This is a genomic window from Rhodococcus sp. 27YEA6 (assembly GCF_044908235.1).
In the GTDB taxonomy this organism is placed as follows: Bacteria; Actinomycetota; Actinomycetes; order Mycobacteriales; family Mycobacteriaceae; genus Rhodococcus_F; species Rhodococcus_F qingshengii.
In genome coordinates this window covers 18053-36566 of record NZ_JBIYCY010000018.1, presented here as the reverse complement: position 1 = coordinate 36566, position 18514 = coordinate 18053, and the positions used below count along the sequence as shown (strand labels likewise).

At 63.8% G+C, this 18514-nt stretch carries 19 protein-coding genes; all 19 read left to right on the top strand.

What is annotated here, in order from left to right; all coding sequences use genetic code 11:
- Positions 1 to 94 precede the first annotated feature (94 nt).
- The 19 genes from ABH939_RS28895 (at position 95) to ABH939_RS28805 (ending at position 18514) form a co-directional block, all read left to right on the top strand.
- Positions 95 to 1777, top strand: coding sequence for a cutinase family protein (locus ABH939_RS28895; RefSeq protein WP_404650518.1), 1683 nt, complete (start codon positions 95 to 97; stop codon positions 1775 to 1777).
- Positions 1770 to 2945, top strand: a complete 1176-nt coding sequence (locus ABH939_RS28890; protein ID WP_404650517.1) for an insoluble domain protein — start codon at positions 1770 to 1772, stop codon at positions 2943 to 2945. The genes ABH939_RS28895 and ABH939_RS28890 overlap by 8 nt, the downstream gene beginning before the upstream one ends.
- A 56-nt stretch (positions 2946 to 3001) precedes the next feature.
- Entirely contained in the window at positions 3002 to 4150 is a 1149-nt protein-coding gene (locus ABH939_RS28885) for a hypothetical protein (RefSeq protein WP_404650516.1), read from the top strand.
- Positions 4147 to 4926 carry a hypothetical protein gene (locus tag ABH939_RS28880; RefSeq protein ID WP_404650515.1) on the top strand — a complete coding sequence of 260 codons (780 nt, stop codon included), beginning with the start codon at positions 4147 to 4149 and terminating at the stop codon, positions 4924 to 4926. Before ABH939_RS28885 ends, ABH939_RS28880 begins: the two co-directional genes overlap by 4 nt.
- Positions 4923 to 5474 carry a hypothetical protein gene (locus ABH939_RS28875; RefSeq protein WP_404650514.1) on the top strand — a complete coding sequence of 184 codons (552 nt, stop codon included), beginning with the start codon at positions 4923 to 4925 and terminating at the stop codon, positions 5472 to 5474. Before ABH939_RS28880 ends, ABH939_RS28875 begins: the two co-directional genes overlap by 4 nt.
- 24 nt (positions 5475 to 5498) lie before the next feature.
- Entirely contained in the window at positions 5499 to 5777 is a 279-nt protein-coding gene (locus tag ABH939_RS28870; RefSeq protein ID WP_011331190.1) for a hypothetical protein, read from the top strand.
- Positions 5777 to 6061, top strand: coding sequence for a hypothetical protein (locus tag ABH939_RS28865; RefSeq protein WP_404650513.1), 285 nt, complete (start codon positions 5777 to 5779; stop codon positions 6059 to 6061). The genes ABH939_RS28870 and ABH939_RS28865 overlap by 1 nt, the downstream gene beginning before the upstream one ends.
- Positions 6058 to 6420 (top strand): hypothetical protein, encoded by a 363-nt coding sequence (locus ABH939_RS28860; protein ID WP_404650512.1) that lies wholly within the window; start codon positions 6058 to 6060, stop codon positions 6418 to 6420. The genes ABH939_RS28865 and ABH939_RS28860 overlap by 4 nt, the downstream gene beginning before the upstream one ends.
- Complete coding sequence (locus tag ABH939_RS28855; RefSeq protein ID WP_404650511.1) at positions 6420 to 7034, top strand: hypothetical protein; 615 nt, start codon at positions 6420 to 6422, stop codon at positions 7032 to 7034. Before ABH939_RS28860 ends, ABH939_RS28855 begins: the two co-directional genes overlap by 1 nt.
- Before the next feature lie 54 nt (positions 7035 to 7088).
- A complete protein-coding gene (locus ABH939_RS28850; protein WP_404650510.1) occupies positions 7089 to 7952 on the top strand; it encodes a hypothetical protein in 864 nt (287 codons plus the stop codon).
- Positions 7943 to 9451, top strand: a complete 1509-nt coding sequence (locus ABH939_RS28845; protein WP_404650509.1) for a hypothetical protein — start codon at positions 7943 to 7945, stop codon at positions 9449 to 9451. The genes ABH939_RS28850 and ABH939_RS28845 overlap by 10 nt, the downstream gene beginning before the upstream one ends.
- Positions 9448 to 10926 (top strand): SCO6880 family protein, encoded by a 1479-nt coding sequence (locus ABH939_RS28840; RefSeq protein WP_404650508.1) that lies wholly within the window; start codon positions 9448 to 9450, stop codon positions 10924 to 10926. The genes ABH939_RS28845 and ABH939_RS28840 overlap by 4 nt, the downstream gene beginning before the upstream one ends.
- 9 nt (positions 10927 to 10935) lie before the next feature.
- Positions 10936 to 12801: an ATP-binding protein gene (locus tag ABH939_RS28835; RefSeq protein WP_404650506.1), complete on the top strand. Its 1866-nt coding sequence runs from the start codon at positions 10936 to 10938 to the stop codon at positions 12799 to 12801.
- On the top strand, positions 12798 to 13103 hold the full coding sequence (locus tag ABH939_RS28830) for a hypothetical protein (protein ID WP_404650505.1): 306 nt from the start codon (positions 12798 to 12800) through the stop codon (positions 13101 to 13103). Before ABH939_RS28835 ends, ABH939_RS28830 begins: the two co-directional genes overlap by 4 nt.
- Entirely contained in the window at positions 13103 to 14785 is a 1683-nt protein-coding gene (locus ABH939_RS28825; RefSeq protein ID WP_404650504.1) for a peptidoglycan DD-metalloendopeptidase family protein, read from the top strand. The genes ABH939_RS28830 and ABH939_RS28825 overlap by 1 nt, the downstream gene beginning before the upstream one ends.
- Positions 14786 to 14870: 85 nt before the next feature.
- The gene (locus tag ABH939_RS28820) at positions 14871 to 15425 is read left to right on the top strand and encodes a hypothetical protein (RefSeq protein WP_404650503.1); all 555 of its coding nucleotides are present in this window, start codon (positions 14871 to 14873) and stop codon (positions 15423 to 15425) included.
- Between the two features lie 13 nt (positions 15426 to 15438).
- Positions 15439 to 17478: a type IV secretory system conjugative DNA transfer family protein gene (locus ABH939_RS28815; protein ID WP_404650502.1), complete on the top strand. Its 2040-nt coding sequence runs from the start codon at positions 15439 to 15441 to the stop codon at positions 17476 to 17478.
- Positions 17478 to 18155 carry a DUF4913 domain-containing protein gene (locus ABH939_RS28810; protein ID WP_404650501.1) on the top strand — a complete coding sequence of 226 codons (678 nt, stop codon included), beginning with the start codon at positions 17478 to 17480 and terminating at the stop codon, positions 18153 to 18155. The genes ABH939_RS28815 and ABH939_RS28810 overlap by 1 nt, the downstream gene beginning before the upstream one ends.
- Positions 18152 to 18514: a hypothetical protein gene (locus tag ABH939_RS28805; RefSeq protein ID WP_404650500.1), complete on the top strand. Its 363-nt coding sequence runs from the start codon at positions 18152 to 18154 to the stop codon at positions 18512 to 18514. The genes ABH939_RS28810 and ABH939_RS28805 overlap by 4 nt, the downstream gene beginning before the upstream one ends.

Below are 18514 nucleotides of genomic sequence, written 5' to 3'. Positions count from 1 at the left end.
TTCGTCACTTCGTGAAAGGGCGCCTGCCCGACTGACGAGCACCCCAAATCTCGAGGTAAAGACCTTGGCCCACAACCAGATTAGAAGGTTTCGGATGAAGAAGGATCAGAGTTCACCAACGGTGAGCGCCCGCCGGCCTCTCGGCCGCGTGGCTGCGTCCGCGCTCGTTTGCGCGGTCACAGTCGCCGTGGGTGTGGGTGCGAATGTCGTTCCCGCACAGGCAGAGACCAGCTGGCTCGATCAGTTGGTCTCGAATTGCCCCGAGCTGTACGTCCTCGGCATGCAGGGCACCGGGCAGTCGTCGCCGGATGCTCCTGTAAAGGCTGATACCGGGATGCTCTCGAACGTCATGTCCCCGCTGATGGAGGAAGCGCGCCAGCTCGGCGCTTCCGTCGATCGTGCGTACGTTCCGTACCCGGCTGGGTTCGGCGGCGCGGTACCCGGCGGCAAAGAGTCCTACGCCGTGTCCGTCGGTACGGCGGAGGACAACCTCAAGGCCGCTGCAGAGAAGGTCATCAGTGCGTGCGGCTCGACCAAGCTCGCGGTGGTCGGCTACAGCCAGGGCGCACACGCTGCCTCGGATTTCCTCGAGAAGGTCGGCAAGGGCGAGATCAGCTCTGTACCAGCGGCGAAGATCGCTGCAGGCGCGTTGTTCGGGTCGCCGACCCGCTCGGAGGGCTCCGGTGTTTTCCCCGGTACCTCGCAGACCACGCCATCACCGGTTCCCGGTACGTCGGGCGCAGCGGTGAAGGCTTTGCCAGCGGTCACGGTCACGACGGCGACAGGTGGCGGTATCGGTCCGACAGCTGATACCGCCGCCAGCTTCGGCTCGCTGAGCGGTCGGGTGTCGATGTGGTGCGAGACCGGCGACCTCGCCTGTGATGCACCGCCGAATGCTCCGATCGCTCGCGCCGTCGCGAATGTCGCAGGTCAGGCAGAGGTCGGCGGCGACCCGTTCGTCGCGGTGCAGAGCATCGGACTGGCGCTCGCGTCGACTGCGTTCAACACGGCCGTCGATGTCATCAACGAGGACATCTCGGTTCCGAAGAACTCGATCGAGAACCTGTCGATCACACCGAAGAAGACCCTCTCGCAGCGATTGGCGGAAAGCTCCGATCCGCGGGCCACCCCACCGACCGGGAAGGAAGCGATCTCGGCGTTGATGAAGGTCGGCCTGGTTGCGGTCAATGCCGTGGTCACGGTCGCAAAGAAGGTCATCACGCCGGAAACGATCGCGGCAGTCGCTGCTGTGGGTCTGGCGAATCCGGCGGCGGCGTTCGGCATCATCGCTGCGAAGACGGTCAATGCGGTGGTCAACCTCATTCCGCCGGCCACTACGCAGCGTGTGGTCAAGCAGACCTTTGACCTGGTCAAGGGCGAAGTGAACGCGAACAAGGATCTGTTCGACCTGGCCGCGCTGACGAAGTATTCCAATGTTCAGGCCGCTCACGGCTCGTACGGATCGGCGTCGGCGACCTCGACCGGCCTTGCTCCGACCGACTACGTGGCGAAGCTGTTCGCCGCTGCGGCCGCTGACCTCAAGACCGGCGGTTCTTCCTCTTCCAGCTCGAAGACGTCGTCGACCACGTCCTCGACGAGCACCACTCGAACCACCACGCCGCCGGCCACACCGACAACCTCTCGGACCGCCGCTACATCGTCGAGCTCCACCTCGACGCCGTCGGCAGCGACCTCCACCACCGTCGCCACGTCGACGGAACCACAGACCGGCCTGACTACAGATTCATCCACCGAAGGGAAAGAAAATCATGGGTAAGCACACTAAACAGGGCCGGATCGTGAGGGTCGCCGGAACTACGGCGATCACCGCTGCAGTCATGGTTGCCGGATTCGGCGGCGTCGCGAACGCTGCACCCACGCAGGGCGGCGTCACGACAGCTCCTCCCACACAGGGCGGCGTGACCACAACGGCTCCTCCCACGCAGGGCGGCGTCACGACCACCGCACCGGCTCCTGCTCCGGTTCAGACCTGGGTTCCGGCGCCGGTCGAGTACACCCAGCAGCCGACGCGGCCGCTCGACAACTGGGACTACAACACCAACGAGTACGTCGCGCCGACCTACAGCAACAACGACAACTACGTTGCACCGATCGACTACAGCTCGATCCACCTTCCGACGCAGCTCGAGACCTTCACCGCGCCGATTCAGGCACCCGAGGACAAGATCCGTTTCGGCCGCTACCTCGCTGATCGCCCGAACTGGATCACCAAGGACACCGCAGACAAGACCAACGGTCAGACCGCAGTCATCGAAGCTCAGGTGACCGACTTCTGGCGTTCGACCGGCATCGACGCCGATGAGGCGGAACGTCTCGCCGCCGCGCAGGTTGGTGGTGCTGCCGCTGGTGCTCTTACAGGTGCCGCAGCGGCGGGTGTTCCCGCGGCCACTGTCGGCGCGTTGGTCGGTGGAACCATCGGCGGCACTTCGGCTGTCGGCCTGTTCACACCGATCTTGAGCCCGATCGGCCTTGTGCCCGCAGGCGTCGTCGGAACCGCGACCGGCGCGGGTATCGGCGCTGCTGTGCTCGGTGTGCCTGCCGCGATCGGTGGCGCAGTGGTCGGCGGCGCGAGTGGCGCTCTCGCTGCATCTGCTTACGGTGCAGGCGATCTGGGTCAGCCGATTGACTTCGAGATCCCTGATGTCGATCAGCCTGCGATCACGGAGCAGACCGAAACCGTGCTCGATCAGTGGTCGGCCAGCCCGCCGGTCGGCACCGCGGCCGCTGACACGGTCCGCAACACCGTCGCTTCGGCACCGGTTGTCGATCAGCAGATCCGCGACGCGGTCACCTCGGTGCCCGGCGGCGCTGGTGCTGTGGCTGCATTCGACCAGGCAGTGACCGATTTCCAGGCGAACACGGCCGTCCCCGGCCTGCCGCTCGGAATGATCGCCGACGCCATCGGTGCCGGTATCCCGGCGTGAGCCACTGGCGAGGGCAGGACTTGATCCTGCCCTCGCCGACCTACTTCGGAGGAAAAATGGCGACGGACAATCGCACGGACAACGAACTGTTCCCTGATGTGCTCGAGCACTACGGGAATGACGACATCGGGATGCGCGGTGACGTGGATTTCCCTGTGCCGCAGGAAAACTACGAGACCGACTACACGACCGATGACGATGCCGGCGACGACGATGTCATGCTTCCGCTCGTCGGGATCGACACCGAACCGATCGAGTACGAGAGCGAACCTTCGCAGGTCAGGGACTTCCCCGTCGATCAGGACGTCACCACGGTTCTTCCGGTGTACGTCCCTGACGCGGCGGTGGATCCGGTCGTCGAGCATTACGGCGCAGCGGAGGACACCACCACAGAAGCAACCTTCGATGAGGACAGTGCCGCCGCTCTCGGCGGCGACGAGGACGATCCGTATGCCGGGGCACCGGATTGGGTTCGCGCACACATTCCTCGCGGACCGCTCACCGCTCCGGAGTCCACGCGTCGCGGCATTTCCGGCCGCATCCCGCGACGACCTGCACGGACGACAGTCGAGACGGCTGAGCTGCCCACCGAGCAGATCGCTCCGGAACCGAAAGCTCCGAAGGTGCGCAAGCCTCCGAAGGTCAAGACGGTGCGCGACTCGTCGGACAGCTCGCGTAGTCCGTGGCTGCTCGGCGGTGCCGCTGCTGCGGTCATTGCCGTTGTGATCGGCGGTGCAGCCGTGGTCTTCGGCGGGTCCGATGACGGGGGTGAGGTTGCGGCGCCGCCGCTTCCGTCCTCGTCGAAGACTGCCGGCCCCACGATCGCCGAAGCCCCGGCTTGGTGCTCTCCTTCGTCGGCAGGCGGCAAGGTCGTCGGCAACGGAGCCGGTGATCAAACCTCCGGACCTGGGCTGATCCAGGCATTCGACTACGCGTACTACGTCCAGCGTGACGCGGCGAAGGTGTCGTCGATGTACGTCACCCCGCAACCGCTCCCGCCCCTGCAGGCGTCGATCGACGCTGCTGCCGCTCTGGGCACCGAACACTGCCTGACCATCTCTGCCACACCGACCCCGAACGTGTTCGACGTTCAGCTGCTCCTGCGCACCGAAGCAGGCACCGAAGGCAGCACCAAACAGCGCATCACCGTCGCCGATGCCGGTTCAGGTCTGAAAATCGCCACACTCGAGGAGATCCCCGCATGAGCAACGTCGTCCCTATCAGACGCGCACCGAAAGTCGCTGAGCCGGAGAAGGTATCGGCGATGGTTGTCGCCGGGTCCGGTGGCGCATCGACCACCACGACCACGTTCGGCCTGGCGACCGCCCTACGCTTGGGCACCGGCAATGACGTCACCGCTGTCGACTCGACCAGCGATGGCGGAAACCTGCTCGATCGCAGCCGTTTCCGCGCAGTCAACGCCTCCCGCTCGATCGACGTCTTCGGCTCACACATGGCTGAGACCAGCTCTGGGATGCTCGTCGTGGGCCGCTCCCCGGTCAGTCAGGGCCAAGATCCCGCGCTGGTGGACATGCTGCTCCAGAGCCGCGACACTGCCCGCGTCTACGACGTGGGCACAGCGCTTCGCTCCCAGCGACTGGCGCCGCTGATCAACTCCGGTGCCGCTCTCGTCGTCGTGGCACCGGCCCGGGCAGAACCGCTGAGCCGGATGCGCGAAGCGATGAAGTGGCTGATGACCACGTACGGCGCCGACACCCTCGAAGACACCATCGTCGTCATCTCCCACCAGATGCCGAGGTCACCGGTCGAGCTGGCTCCGATCCGGGCGGCCCTGACTCCGCAGATCGCAGGGTTCGTCGAGGTCCCGTTCGATCCGGCTCTCGCTCGTCCGGGAGTGATCGACCACCGCGAACTCGCTGCCTCGACCCTCGATGCGTGGACGGACGCGCTCGATGTTCTCGGCAGCCTCAAAGCCCCTGCTACAGCCGAGAACTCCGATCAGAAAGGACGCATGGCATGAGCGCAGGCGATGTTCTCGAAGCTCCGATGTCGGTCGACCGTCCCGGTCCTGCGGTGTGGCTGATGGGCTCCAAAGGCGGTGCCGGAGTGTCCACGCTGGCACAGTGGCTCAGCTTCACCGGCGACAGTGACCGTCAGTGGCCGTGCGGCACCGACGTGGAGGCGGAGTCGCCGTACGTGGTGATCGTCGCCCGCGAGACCAGCGACGGGCTCAAGGCAGCACACGAGCTGATCGTCCGTCACAAGGAACGCGAACTGTCCTCCCGGCTGTTAGGTCTGGTCACGGTTGCGGCGTCGCCAACGCTCGACAAGAGCGTGCGCCAGTACCGCGACATCGTTTCCGCTGCAGCAGGAGCGCACTGGCGGATCGAATGGCACAAGTTCCTCGCGGCCGCCGCTCTCACAGCTCTCCCTCGCTGGCATCCGCTCGACGGGCTGCCCGAACAGACCAAGGGAACCAATGCAGTTCCTACGGATGTGATCGCTGCCGGCATCGGCATCCTCACAGAAATTCAGCGTTCACTTCCCGACCTGCGTTCCGGGCACTGAACTCCCACCCCGAAAGGAAAACCCATGGTTCACACCATTTACGACACCGCGATCCTCGCGGTGGACTTCAACGTCAACGCCGAACTACCCCCCGGAGCGAACGGCTTCCTCCGCATCCTGAACTGGGTCCTGTGGATCGTTCTGTTCGGTTGCGTTGCGGCCGTGATCGTTTCCGGCGGAAAGTTTGCCTGGGAGAAGTGGTCCCGCGGCGAAAGTGACGCCGTGAAGATGCTGATCGGTTCCCTCGCTGGCGCAGTGATCGCCGGATCCGCGACCACGATCCTGAACGCGGTCACCGCCTGATGTCCGCCATGACCGCCGCCCCGGACTGCCTGGGCTGCCTACCTCCCGTGACTCCTGTGAAGTTCCTCAATATCCTTCCCTGGGTTCTCTGGGGGTGGCTCGGCCTCTCGGTGGCGGTCATGGCAGTCATGCTCGGCATGCTTGCCACCACAGCAGGTCGCCGGATTCTGCACGAGAAGGACCGCCACGTTCCGGGCCGCAACGTCAAACTGGCGGTCGGCTTCGGTACTGGCGCTCTGATGTCCGGTGCCACCCTGTGGATTTTGCAGGTGGTTTTTCCATGAGCGCGTCAGTGGCTGTCCTGGCGGCAGTCGAACTGCCCGAAGAGGTCACCAAAGACATCAGCACGGCATTCGGATGGATCGCGGGAATCGCGGCGGCGGTCTGCATCGCAAAGATCATGTTCGTCGGCGCCCGTATGGCGTGGGACCACAAGCACACTGCAGGCCTGGAGTCTCCGACGATCGCGGAATTCGCGGCCGCACTTACCGGATGGGTGCTTGCGAGCGCCGCCGCGATCGGTCTCGCGGTCGTCCTCATCGACGCGGGCCGTATCCCGGAGAACTCGGGCCCTCCACCGGAGAAACCGAGTCTGGTCGACGAGATTCAGCAGAAATACCCCCCGCTAGAAGAGGAGAAGTAATGCGAGTTCTTGCGTGTGCATCGGTCGCCGTGGCGGCATTGGCGCTGGCGGGGTGTGGCAGCTCACCGGAGGAGAACGACGTACCGGAGGTGTCTTTGACTGCAGCGCCGGAGATTTCGTCGTGGTCGAGTCTGAACGGGATCTTGGTGCCGGTCGGTGTCGCGGATGGCCCCCGAAGCGGCATCTGGGAACCACTCACCGGGTTCTCCCACACACCGCAGGGCGCTGCTCTCGCTGCGATCGGTCAGTCGGTGCAGCTGTCTACAGCGTCGGATACGTCCTGGCCCAAGGTTCTTCCCGTTGTCGCTGCCGCTGGTGAAGGCCGCGACGCATTCGCCGTCAACCGGGCGTTGATCACGGCGACGGGGTCGATCGACCCTTCGGTGGCGCCGTCGATTCTCGGCTACCGGTTCGAGAACTACAGCGAGAGCAACGCTGCCGTCGATGTCGTCCAGCGTTTCCCTGACGATTCGTTGGCTTCCACCCGTACGAACGTGGTTTGGGTCGAGACCGATTGGAAGCTCGATCTCCCCACCCCAGAGAACGCGGTAGGCGCAAAAGAGCTGACGGAAATTCCTTCCGACATGGTCGATTTGGAAGGAACGCGGAAATAGTGCCGCAACACGCTATTCTATTTAGTACCCCTCCTATCAAGAACGGACGAGTCGATGAGTGAACAACCCACCGAGGCACCGCCGAAAGAGCCGGCGCCGACGGATTCGGGCTCCGATTCCGGACGAGACCTTTCGCTCCGTTGGCTGATGGGAGGCTCGATCCTCGTCGTGATTCTCGTAGCCGGCCTGATCTTCTCGATTGTCATCGCGGTGCGTGGCGGTGACGAACCATTGGTGCCGGCAGGCGATCAGGGCAATGGCCCGACGGCGGCCGTCGAACAGGATCAGTTCGCGCCAGATCCGTTTTTCGACGAGAAGGGCCGCGTGGTCTACACCCCGTTGAACACGAACGGGGTCATCCTGCGGCAATCCTCACCAGCGACAGGACGTGCAGCGACGACTGCGCCGTCCGGAGTCATGCTCCAGCAGGTCCACGAGAACATGCATCTTCCGTTCTCAACCTCCGATGGCCCAACCGGTTTCAGCGACAGTGGCGTGGCCACAGGCTTCTCCCGGACGGCCCAAGGCGCGGGACTGGCGGGAGTCCACTACTTCAGCTACCTGATCACGGGAAATACCCGGGTGAAGATGATGCAGGACGCCGGTGTTGTGTCCGATCCAAACAACACCCTTCCTGAGCTCATCAAGTCCAATGCACCGGGCCAGCCCGGGGCAGCCCCGGACAAGTTCCCGTCTCGGGTATTTCAGATGATCAAGGTCGACTACAACGAAGATCTTGCGAGGGTCCACTTCGGGGCAACCGTGCAGCTCGATTCGGGCCGTACGGAAAACCGGGATCTGTGGCTCGACCTGGTGTGGCGTGATGGAACCGGCTGGGTCGCCGTCATCCCACCCAAGGGTCGTGCTGACATGCAAGCCCTTCCCGACTTCTCGGGCGGGTGGACGTCATGGTGGTGACTCGTACGGTTTCCACCGCGAAACGTGTGCTCTTGGTAGTTCTCGTGGCATTCGCTGCAGCGCTCGGATCTTCGTCCGCTGCATTCGCCCAGGATGAGGACCCCTCTTTGGGTGGAACTGCTGTCGACATTGGATCGTGCGCGGTCACGGCCATGATTCCCGGATTCGACGCGGGCCTCCAGGTGCTCGGCGCCGTTACAGGCGTAGAAACACCAAGTTGTGGGGAGGGCGTCGAGGCGGTAGTAACTGCGCCGCAGACACTGATCAAGAAGGCTGCGACTGGGGCCTTCGAGACTGCAGGTCTGAGTTTTGGTGAGGCGGGTGCCTCGGTACTGAAATTCGCGTTGGGCTGGTGGATCACCATTCCCGGCCAGGACGAATCTTCGTTCATGGAGACCCTCGGACGGATCACCGAGTACACGTACTACATCCAAATCGCGTTTTTGACGGTGTCGGTGATGTTCCTCGGTATCCGGTTGATGATGGCCAGATCCGGCACTATCCGCGACATATCTACCGAAGGTGTTCAGCAATTGGCGCGGGCGACGATTCTGTCCGGGTCGATCGGGTTCTTCGTCGTTTTGGGCACTCGCGTTTCGGACAACGTGTCGAGGTGGTTCATCGACGGCACAGTCGGATCCGACCCGGACGCACTGGTGGACGCGATGATTCAGATCGGCGTCTACGTCACTCCGGGCGGTTCGGCGTTGCTGTACGTCATCGGCTTCATCGGCATTCTCGGTGGTTTGGTGATGGCGTTTCTGCTGCTGATGCGGATGGGACTGCTGGTCGTCATCTGCGCTGCAATCCCGATTGCCGGGGCCGCTGGTGGCACGAAGATCGGATCGCAGGCGTACGAGAAGATGATCGCCTGGACACTGGCATTCCTGCTGTTCAAGCCCGTCGGATCGTTCGTGATCGGCGTCGCGGCAATGCTTTTCATGCAATCCGCACCCTCTCGCGACGAAAATGGCGGAGCGATGACCGCGCTGATCGGCGCACTGCTGCTGTGCTCTGCAGCGTTGGTTCTCCCGTCCTTGATGCGCTTGGTCACACCGGCTGTCGGAGCGATGGGCGGCGGCGGCAGCGGTATGGCTGCTGCTGCAGGCGCTGCTGCGGTCGGGGCGAAGGTCGGCGGAATGATCGCCACCGGCGGAGCTTCCGCGGGCGCAAGCGGAGGCACTGCCGCAGCAACGAGCGGCGCGAGTGGGGCTCAAGGCCCTCCTGGCGGGGCCAATGTGGGCGCGCCCGCGAACTTCGGCACAGCGGGCGGCGACACGCCCGGCCAGGGAAATGCGCAGGGCGGCAACGAAGGTACACCCACCAGTCAGGGCACGTCGCAGAGCAGTGGTGTGCAGGGCGGGGCTGACGGAACACCGACGAGTCAAGGAATGTCGTCGGGTGCCGGCGGTGCGGATGAAGGTTCCCGTGATCACGATTCGGCGAACGACTCGCTGGTCGGGGCCGCACCAGCCAATAACGGAGGGTTCGAACGATGACCGAGTACCGGATGTACGGGAACTGGCGTCGTCCCCGCTCGACGGGCATGGCGGGCGCGACGTTCGGAACAACGATCATCGGCATCGTCGCGGTGGTTGTCCTCCTGTTGTCGAGCTTGATCATCGGCTTTCTGTGGGCGATGGGTTTTGCGGTGGTGTTCGCAATTGCGTTCGTGCCGTTGCTGATCGAGAGGGACGGACGAAGCGGATATGAAAGGGCAATTCTGATGTGGCAGTGGAGACGTTCGGTTAAGCGCGGGGAGCATGTCTACAGCTCGGGCACGTTCTCGAGGATCCCCGGCGGGAAGTACCGGCCGCCGGGAGTGCTCGCCGATACCGAGCTGTACCAGCAGATCGATGCGAACAATCGCCCCTTCGGGATGCTTCACATGCCGCAGGTCGACGGCTACACCGTGGTGTTGGACGCGCACCCGCAGGGCAGTGAGAACTTCGATCAGGCGGTGCTCGATCAGGCGGTGGGCAACTGGTCTCAGATGTTGACCATGATGGGCGAGACTTCCGACATCATGGCCCTGGTCGCGGTCGTGGAGACCTTGCCGAACACGGGAATCGAGCTGCGCGAGACGGTCTCCCAGAAGGTCCGGGCCGACGCTCCTCAGTTGGCTCGCGATTCGATGTACCAGCTCTCGCAGGGGTTGACCACGGGCGGTATCCGTCTCGGCGCCCGTATTTCGATCACGTTCAAGGCGCAGACCGCGGACCGCAAGAAGGACCCCTCCGAGCAGGCTGTGGAGATCGCGCGGCGCCTGCCGCAGATCACCGCGGCCGGCGCTCGCGCTGGCGTGCCGTGCACGCCGATGAGTGCCGACGAAATCATCGGTATGGTCCGGCGCACGGTAGATCCGGCATCGCTGGAAAATATCGAACAGGCTCTGTTTTCCGGCGAAGGAACCGGCCTGACCTGGGCTGATTGCGGTCCGCGTACTCAGATCGCGGGCAAGGACCGGCTCACGCACGACGGTGCGGTGTCGGTGACGTGGGAGATGCGTGAGGCACCGAAGTCAGCGATTCACGAGAGTGTTCTCAAGCGTCTGTGCGATGTGAATCCTGCGGTTCCTCTCAAGCGGGTCGCGATCGTCTACCGACCTCATTCGGCTGCTGATGCAACCGACATCGTCAATCGCGATCACCGCGACGCGACGTCGGCGATGAACACCGGACGCGGAATCGTGACGGCGAAGGCCAAGCTCGAGGTCGCTGCGACGGAGCAGTCCCGGATGGAAGTTGCTCGCGGGCATGGTCTGACACGGTTCGGGATTCTGATCACGGTCACTCAGCCTGCCGGCAGTTCGGATGTTCCTCGGATCGATCACCTGGTGCGAGACCTGTCCATTCAGAGTCAGCTCTCGATCCGTCGCTCGTTCTGCTGGCAGTCCCCGGCCTATTGGGTGTCGATGGGGATCGGTGTCATCGCGCCTGAGCACACGTCCATTCCGTCGTTTGTCAGCGTGTAGGGGGTCGTCATGGCAAAGCACAAGAACCTCTCGAAGTCGTCCCAACCGCCCAAGATCAGCGTTCTCTCCGACGAGGACCTGTCCAAGCTCGAAGCGCGGGAAGCTGCGGCGACGAACCCGATCCAGAAGGCATGGCTGTCGACGCTCGTGCGTCGGCAGTACAGCCGCCGGGCGACGATCACCGCATCCGAACGGGCGCGGGAGGATTCGTCGGACCGACAGGTGTTCGGGCTCGACGCGCGTGGGTTTTCCGGGCCGGGCGGTGGCCGGATGTCCACAGTCATGCCGCCGGTGGAATACCGCGGAACCAATGTTCAGATCGCCGGCCTGTATCCGTGGATCGTCGGCGCCAACGCTCCGGTGCTCGGCACTCCGCTCGGTCCACATCTCGCCACTGGGGCACCGGTGTGCTTCGACCCTCTCTCAGCCAAGGAAGCGAAAGCGATCAGCGCTCCGGCCTGCATGATCATCGCGCTCAACGGGTTCGGTAAGTCGACACTGCTCCGCCGTATCGCATTGGGCGACATCGCGGCCGGAGTGCGGGTGCTGTGGCCAGGTGACGTCAAGCCTGACGGCCGCAAGCTCACCGAAGCAGTCGACGGTCAGGTCACCGAAGTCGGCTACGGCGGCATCGGACGGATCAATCCACTCGATCCGGGTCCGATCGGTGCCGCGATCGACGACCTCGGTCGCCACATCGACGATCTGCGTACTCGTGCGAGGTTCGAGCACGACGCCGAGATTCTCGCCGAGATCGACGAGGAAATCGCTGTTCAGGAGCTTCGCCGTCAACAGACGCAGTACGCGCTGCACGCGCGGCAGGAAAACATCACGGGCGCGTTGTGCGAGATCGTGCGCGGAAAGCGGCTCGAAGACTTCGAACTGACGGTGCTCGCCTCCGCGATCCGGCTGCTCTACACACCTCACGACGAGGGCGGGGCGGGATTCAGCCCCACGAACCCGGCAATCCTGGACAACCTGATCGCCTTGCTCGTCTCGAACAACCAGGAATTGATGGACGACGCAGTCGTCGACGACGAGCAGGAGTATCTGGCGGCGATTCAAGGCTTGCGGCGCACGCTGCGGGCGATGGTCAAGGGCCGCTTTGGGGAGGTCTTCAACGGTCAGTCCACCGTCCGCTTGGACGTCAACAAGCCGTCGATGTGCCTGGACATGTCCAGCGTCCCGCAGGACGACGAGATGATGCGTTCTTCGGTCCTGTTGTCGGGATGGAACGAAGCGTTCGCCACGATCGAGGCGGCGCACGTGCTCGCCGACGCGGGTCTGGGTCCGAACCTCGCTTTCCACGTGCTGATGGACGAGCTGTGGCAGGTGCTCCAGCGTCCGATGATGGCAGGCCGTATCGACGCATTGCTGCGCCTGCAGCGTGTGGTCGGTGTAGCGATCACCTTCGTCACGCACTCGATCGAGGATCTCGAAAAGGCCGGCGCATTGGGACTGTTCGAGCGGTGCCGCGCCCGCATCATCGGCCCGGTCCCCGATGTGGAGATCGGCCGTTTGGAAAAGGTCATGAACTTCTCGCAGACCGAGAAGTCGATGCTGACCAACTGGAGCAACGACGCAGATTTGAATTCGCCGATCGATCAGAAGAATGCCCGGATCCGGCGGGCTGCGGCAAAGATTCGCGAAGCGGCGGAAAAGGCCGGTGTTGTCTCGACGGACAAACAACTGGTGATCGCTGGTCCTCTCGCCGCAGGTACCGGGCAATTCCTGCTCAAGCTCGGCGAGGGAAACCGTCCCGGTGCGCCGTTCAAGGTGTGGGTGACGCCGGCCGAACGTGCGTCGGGAATCCACAACACCGACGAACGCCTCGAAGCAGCGACGAAGGACCGCAACCAGGGGTTCGCCGCATGAACACTGAACGTCGCCGCTACCGGATCGTCGACGAAGACACCAAGAGTGACGCGATCGCTACGGCCGTGCGATGCATCGAAGCGGGAGATTCGTTCACCGCCGCGTGCGCGGCCGTAGCCGACGTCCTCGACGTTTCCGCGACCACGGTCCGTGGATGGGTCAATGCCTCCGGACTTCGCCCGCAACCGTCGTGGGAAGTGGTGCGCAGACTCGAACTCGAGTTGGCGGCCGCCACTGAGCTGAATCGTCGACGCGAAGCTCGTTTGGGCGTCGGCGGTCAGCGGGCGGGTTCGGCGAAGTAATGGAGTCGGAGAACAAATCACTGCTGATGATCGTGATCGCCTTGCTCGTCGCGATCCCGATGTTCCTGATTGTGGGTTTGGCGATCCTCTTCCAAGACGAGGAAGAACAACAGGCGGCGACGGACTGCCTCGGAGGTACGGGGACGTCGGCTGTCAGCGGCGACATGATCGCCCCGCCTGGCTCGTTCATCAAGCCTGTCGATCCGGCCTTGGTCGAGTTCACCTCACCGTTCGGTGAGCGGTGGGGAACCCAGCACAAGGGCATCGACCTCGCGGGGCCGATCGGCACGCCGATTTACGCGGCCGCCGACGGCACGGTGGCCGATGCAGGTGCCGCATCCGGGTTCGGGCAGTGGGTTGTTCTCGACCACGTCATCGACGGGAAACTGACCTCGACGGTGTACGGCCACATCGACACCTACGTCGTCGAGGCGGGCCAACAGGTCCGTGCAGGTCAGCAGATTGCCACCATCGGTAACCGTGGAGAGTCCACCGGACCTCATCTGCACTTCGAAATCTGGCCTGGTGGGCGAACCGGCGGCGCTGCCGTCGATCCGAAGCCGCAGTACGACTCCTCACCCGCTCCGGGGGAGAAGAAGGCTGACTCGACGACGCCGAGCACCTCCGGGCCTCGCGCACCTCCTGCCCCGTCGGCGCCTTCGGCAGCGGGAGGCGCGGACCTGGCACAGGCATTGCCTGCCTCTGCTGGTTCCGAGCAGAACATGCAGGTCAACACCAAGCGTCTGATCCGCGCTCTGCACCTCAAGTTCGGTGATCGCCTCGACAACCTCGGTGGTTGGCGCGCAGACGGTGGCGGCTTCTCCGACCACCCGAGCGGCCAGGCCGTCGATGCGATGATCCCGGACTACAGTTCCGGCACCGGCGTTGCGACCGGCGACGAAGTCCTCAACTACGTGATGGGCAACGCCGAGTTCTTCAACGTCGACTACGCCATCTGGCGTCAGACGTACTACCCGGTCGGCGGTGCGCCGAGCAAGATGGACGACCGCGGTAGCGACAACGAAAACCACATGAACCACGTCCACATCACCGTTCGCGGTGGCGGATTCGACGAAGGTTCGATGCAGTGGGGATCGCTGCCCGGCGGCTCCGGACAGGCCACGAAAGCAGCTGTCGATTGCACCATTCCCGGGACAGGGCTCGGTGACAGTCTCGCCGCGGGTTCGGTTCCACCAGAGTTCGCGCCGTGGCTCGAACGCGCCGGGGCGATCTGCCCGCAGATCAAGCCGTCATTGCTCGCCGCGCAGATCGAACAGGAATCCGGCTTCCAGCAGCACGGCTACAACTCGGCCGGCGCCAGTGGTTACACCCAGTTCATCGACTCCACCTGGGCAACGTACGGATACGCCGTCGACGAGCAAGGAAAGAAGATCGGACCCGCCGGTTCCGGTGACAGGAACAAGATTTCCGATGCCGTCATGGCTCAAGGCGACTACATGTGCACCATCGCCAAGACCATCGACGCCTGGATCTCCGATGGATCGGTCAAGGCTCCCAACGGCCCGACCGAGCTGTACCTGGCCGCGTACAACGCCGGTGAAGGCGCAGTCCAACGCGAAGGCGGTTTCCCCACCATGTACAGCGACTACATCACTCAGACCAGGCCCTACGCCGACAAGATCATCGCGAACGAGGCGAAGTACCGAGCAATCAACAAATAGTGGTCTATATTTCGTACCGGTTTAACATAGAATCGAGTTTGTACCTATGCACGACCTTCACCACCGGAAACAGGGGATCAGAACCATGCGCATGTCAAAGAAAGTCGTGATCGCGGGACTGCTCGCCGCCACGGCAGCGCTGGCGGGTTGTGGGTCTTCCAACGGCGACGCCGGGGACGGTGAGCACGGCGGCAGTGACGATCATGTGCACATCGACCCGTACGACCCCGCACACCTCGACGAGGTCGGCACCGCCACCACCGCAATGGAAACGATCTTGTCGTGGCAGCCCGCCGTCGACGAGAGCAAATCCGATGCTCTCCGCCGCGCTCGCCCCTGGCTGGGCGGTGACCTGGCGGCCACCGTCGACAACGACAACGGCGGCGCCACCGGCATACGCCCGGACCGCGATTGGTCGGCTTGGAAGGAATCGGGCGACGCCCTGACGGCGTCCTGCACGAAAGCGGAGAGCACTCCTGCCGCACCGGAGGGAATGCGCACTGTCGTCATCGACGTCAGTTGCCGGCAGACGGTGCTGCACGCGGCCGGCTCGAGCACCAACCTCGCTGCGCAGACCTGGCGAACCACCATCACCCGCACCGACGACGGTTGGCGTCTGACCGACTACCGCTACCAGTGAAGGAGAACTGACCATGTCTCAGATGCGCCGTGATCGTCCCAAGAGCAGCGGAAACAAGGAAGGCACTGTCCTGGTGGCGATGCTCGCCGTCATCGCTGCATCGTTCCTGCCGGTGATCGCCTACAACCTCGGCGGAGGCGAACACGAGGTATGGCATCCGGTCGGGTTGGCACTGAACCTCGGCATGGGGAAGTGGACGTGGCCCGACGGTGCGACCGGCGTCCTGATCGGTGAAGTCGTCTTCCTCATCGCGCTCGCGGCCGGGGTGCTGTATCTGCTCAAGAAGAGCGGATACCTCGAACGTTTCAAGGACAAGGGCACCGAGAAGCGGCTCGACAAGTATGCCGAGACGATGACCGACCCTCGCCACGTCGAACAGACCAATCCCAAGGCGCAAGCGAAGGAAACGCAGCGACTGGTCCCCGCAGCGAGCGAGTCCCACCCCGGTTACCGCGGCATCGTCATGGGACTGACCACCAAACGTCGGCTCGAACTTCGGATGCCCTGGGAATGGGTCGCCATCGCCATCGCCGGTTCGCGTATGGGAAAGTCTGCGACACTGGCGATTCCGGCGATGTGCTACGCGCTCGGTTTCGCACTCGGTACCTCCAACAAGCCGGACATCTACACCCACACCCTCTACCTCCGTAAGCAGATGGGCCGGGTATGGCTACTCGACCTGGAAGGGGTCACCACCGGTAACCGCCGCGAACGCGCGAGCTTCTGGTTCAACCCGCTTCGCCGCGTCGACGACCTTCCCTCGGCACGAGTGGTGTGTGACTACTTCATCTCGGCCGCCACCGACGGCGGCGGCAAAGCCGATGCCTACTTCGACGGCGCAGCTCGCGATCTGTTCGGCTCCTACATGCTCGCGGCCGCGTTGGCCGGCGGGGATCTCCGCCACGTCATCGATTGGCTCCGAGAGACGCAATCGCAGATCCCGGTGAAGGTTCTGGCGCAGAACGGTTACAGCGATCTGGCGAACGCGATGCGCTCGAAGCAAGCAGTCAATGCCAAGCAGCGCGACGGCTTCTACGACATGGCCCGCCGGTTCCTCGCACCGTTGGACGAACCCCGCTACGAGGAAACAATCCTCCCCAACACCCGCGTCAAGATCGCCACGGACAGTGACGGCAACGTCACCATCACTCCCGGCAATGCGGTCCACGACCTGCCCGAGCTCGACATCGACCAGGTGGTGCGCAGCACGGACACCGTCTACGCGATGAGCAAGAAGGGCGCCGGTTCCGCGTCCGCTCTGACCACCGCATTGGTGGGCGCCCTCGGCGACGCATTGCAGGAGTACGGCGCCCAGCAAGTCGACGGCCGTGTACCGATTCCGGCGACGTTCATCCTCGACGAGGCCGCGAACATCTGCAAGCTGCAACAACTTCCGGAGTGGTACTCCCACTTCGGCAGCCGTGGCATCATCTTGATCACCATCCTCCAGTCGCCTTCCCAAGCGAAAAAGGTGTGGGGCGAGACCGAATACGACGCCATGATCGACGCCTGCAACATGGTTTGGTACGGCGGCAACGTCAAGGATGACAAGTTCCTCTCGTCCCTGTCCGACGAGGTGGGTGATCACTTCGTCGATACCGAATCACGTAGCCGAAGTGCCGGTCTGTTGGGAGGTGGACAGTCCACGATTTCCACCTCCCAGCAGAAGGAGAAGATCCTCACCGTCGACGACCTCAAGGCTCTGCCGCGCACGAGAGCGATCGTGACGATGGGCGGCAGCAAGCCGCTGTTGGTGGAGAAGAACTTCTGGGGAAACACGCCTTTCGCGGCCGACATCAAACGCTCGATCGCCGAATGCGCCACCGAAGCCGAACGCGTCGAGCAGAAGGCACTACCGCTCGGCATCTCCGATCGCCCTGTCCTCGCTGACGACGCGATCACCGGCCCGATTCCCCGCGTCGTCATCGAGAAGGAACCTCTGGTCGAGCTTCCCGTCCACCCGGTGGCCGCACCGCCCGCTCCGCGAGTGTCGACGACACCGAACTTCGACGACATCTTCGAGTCCGAGTTCTTCGAGGAAGGAACGAGCTGATGGTGGACTTCGCAGCGGCGGCCGACGACTGGTCGACCGTGGACGACACCAATTACGAGAACCCCTCGGACTACGACCTGAACGACGTCGAAGAGTCCGAACTCGGCGCCGACAACGATGCCCCCGAGCCGGATTGGGGCGTGCCAGCTGAGCCTGATTCAGACGCTGACCTCGGACCCGCCGCCGAAGACGAACAAGATCCCGGTCCGTCAGATCCGGAACCGACGGACTTCTCGGATCCGGCGCTCTACGGCGGGACAGCGATCGTCGGGGAAGAGGACGTTCCCGAGATCGAACCGCAGTTCGCGAACGTGATCGAGTTCGTCGAACAGTTCTTCACGCAGGTCATTCGCCGAAAGATGGGCCTAGGCGGCGGAAACGGTGGAAACGTCTGGGATCCGCGGTGGGCGCTGTATCCCGAGGTGGCCGCTCGCCTCAAAGCGCTCTGGTTCGCGTACGAGGAAGCCCGCGCGTCCGACAAGCCTTCTGCGATGTCGGCCTGGTGGATTCAGCACTTCGACGCGCATGTCCGCGTGATCTTCGATGGGGACACCGGGCCGATGTCCGACGCCACGGCAGACGGCTCGTGGATGGGCCACCCGGCGCTCAAGTACGAACCCGTACCGCGGGAGCTGCTCGACGACCTCCTCGACGAGGACGGGGGTGAGCTCGCGTGATCGGCATCGACGACAGTTTCAGGCGCCCGGTCGACGAGGCTATCGAGTCGCTACGGGATCTGGCGGACACTCCAGGTTGTCAGTGGGCTGCGCTCTACTTGGCTGAGATCGTCCGGAGCGCTGCGCTCGAAGTCGCTGATGACACGAAGCTGGAGAACATTCTGCGCTGCGCCGATGGCAGCGATACGGCGGCCGCGAGCGCGGTCATGACGGCATGGCAGCGCCATTTGAGAGAAAGCTCTGCCCTCACCAGCCCGGCCAGTGTGACGCGGCTGTGCGATCGGATGGACGAACTCACCAACGACACCCGGCGCGCTCTGGCGAACGAGGGCAACGAACATCAGGAACAGAGGAATTAG

Bases quoted from the DNA above. Each gene is read 5' to 3' on its own strand.
- ABH939_RS28885 (WP_404650516.1), top strand. From the start codon at position 3,002: ATGGCGACGGACAATCGCACGGACAACGAACTGTTCCCTGATGTGCTC.
- ABH939_RS28850 (WP_404650510.1), top strand. From the start codon at position 7,089: ATGAGTGAACAACCCACCGAGGCACCGCCGAAAGAGCCGGCGCCGACG.
- ABH939_RS28810 (WP_404650501.1), top strand. From the start codon at position 17,478: ATGGTGGACTTCGCAGCGGCGGCCGACGACTGGTCGACCGTGGACGAC.
- ABH939_RS28855 (WP_404650511.1), top strand. From the start codon at position 6,420: ATGCGAGTTCTTGCGTGTGCATCGGTCGCCGTGGCGGCATTGGCGCTG.
- ABH939_RS28835 (WP_404650506.1), top strand. From the start codon at position 10,936: ATGGCAAAGCACAAGAACCTCTCGAAGTCGTCCCAACCGCCCAAGATC.
- ABH939_RS28845 (WP_404650509.1), top strand. From the start codon at position 7,943: ATGGTGGTGACTCGTACGGTTTCCACCGCGAAACGTGTGCTCTTGGTA.
- ABH939_RS28880 (WP_404650515.1), top strand. From the start codon at position 4,147: ATGAGCAACGTCGTCCCTATCAGACGCGCACCGAAAGTCGCTGAGCCG.
- ABH939_RS28870 (WP_011331190.1), top strand. From the start codon at position 5,499: ATGGTTCACACCATTTACGACACCGCGATCCTCGCGGTGGACTTCAAC.
- ABH939_RS28875 (WP_404650514.1), top strand. From the start codon at position 4,923: ATGAGCGCAGGCGATGTTCTCGAAGCTCCGATGTCGGTCGACCGTCCC.
- ABH939_RS28825 (WP_404650504.1), top strand. From the start codon at position 13,103: ATGGAGTCGGAGAACAAATCACTGCTGATGATCGTGATCGCCTTGCTC.
- ABH939_RS28860 (WP_404650512.1), top strand. From the start codon at position 6,058: ATGAGCGCGTCAGTGGCTGTCCTGGCGGCAGTCGAACTGCCCGAAGAG.
- ABH939_RS28895 (WP_404650518.1), top strand. From the start codon at position 95: ATGAAGAAGGATCAGAGTTCACCAACGGTGAGCGCCCGCCGGCCTCTC.
- ABH939_RS28815 (WP_404650502.1), top strand. From the start codon at position 15,439: ATGTCTCAGATGCGCCGTGATCGTCCCAAGAGCAGCGGAAACAAGGAA.
- ABH939_RS28820 (WP_404650503.1), top strand. From the start codon at position 14,871: ATGCGCATGTCAAAGAAAGTCGTGATCGCGGGACTGCTCGCCGCCACG.
- ABH939_RS28830 (WP_404650505.1), top strand. From the start codon at position 12,798: ATGAACACTGAACGTCGCCGCTACCGGATCGTCGACGAAGACACCAAG.
- ABH939_RS28890 (WP_404650517.1), top strand. From the start codon at position 1,770: ATGGGTAAGCACACTAAACAGGGCCGGATCGTGAGGGTCGCCGGAACT.
- ABH939_RS28840 (WP_404650508.1), top strand. From the start codon at position 9,448: ATGACCGAGTACCGGATGTACGGGAACTGGCGTCGTCCCCGCTCGACG.
- ABH939_RS28865 (WP_404650513.1), top strand. From the start codon at position 5,777: ATGTCCGCCATGACCGCCGCCCCGGACTGCCTGGGCTGCCTACCTCCC.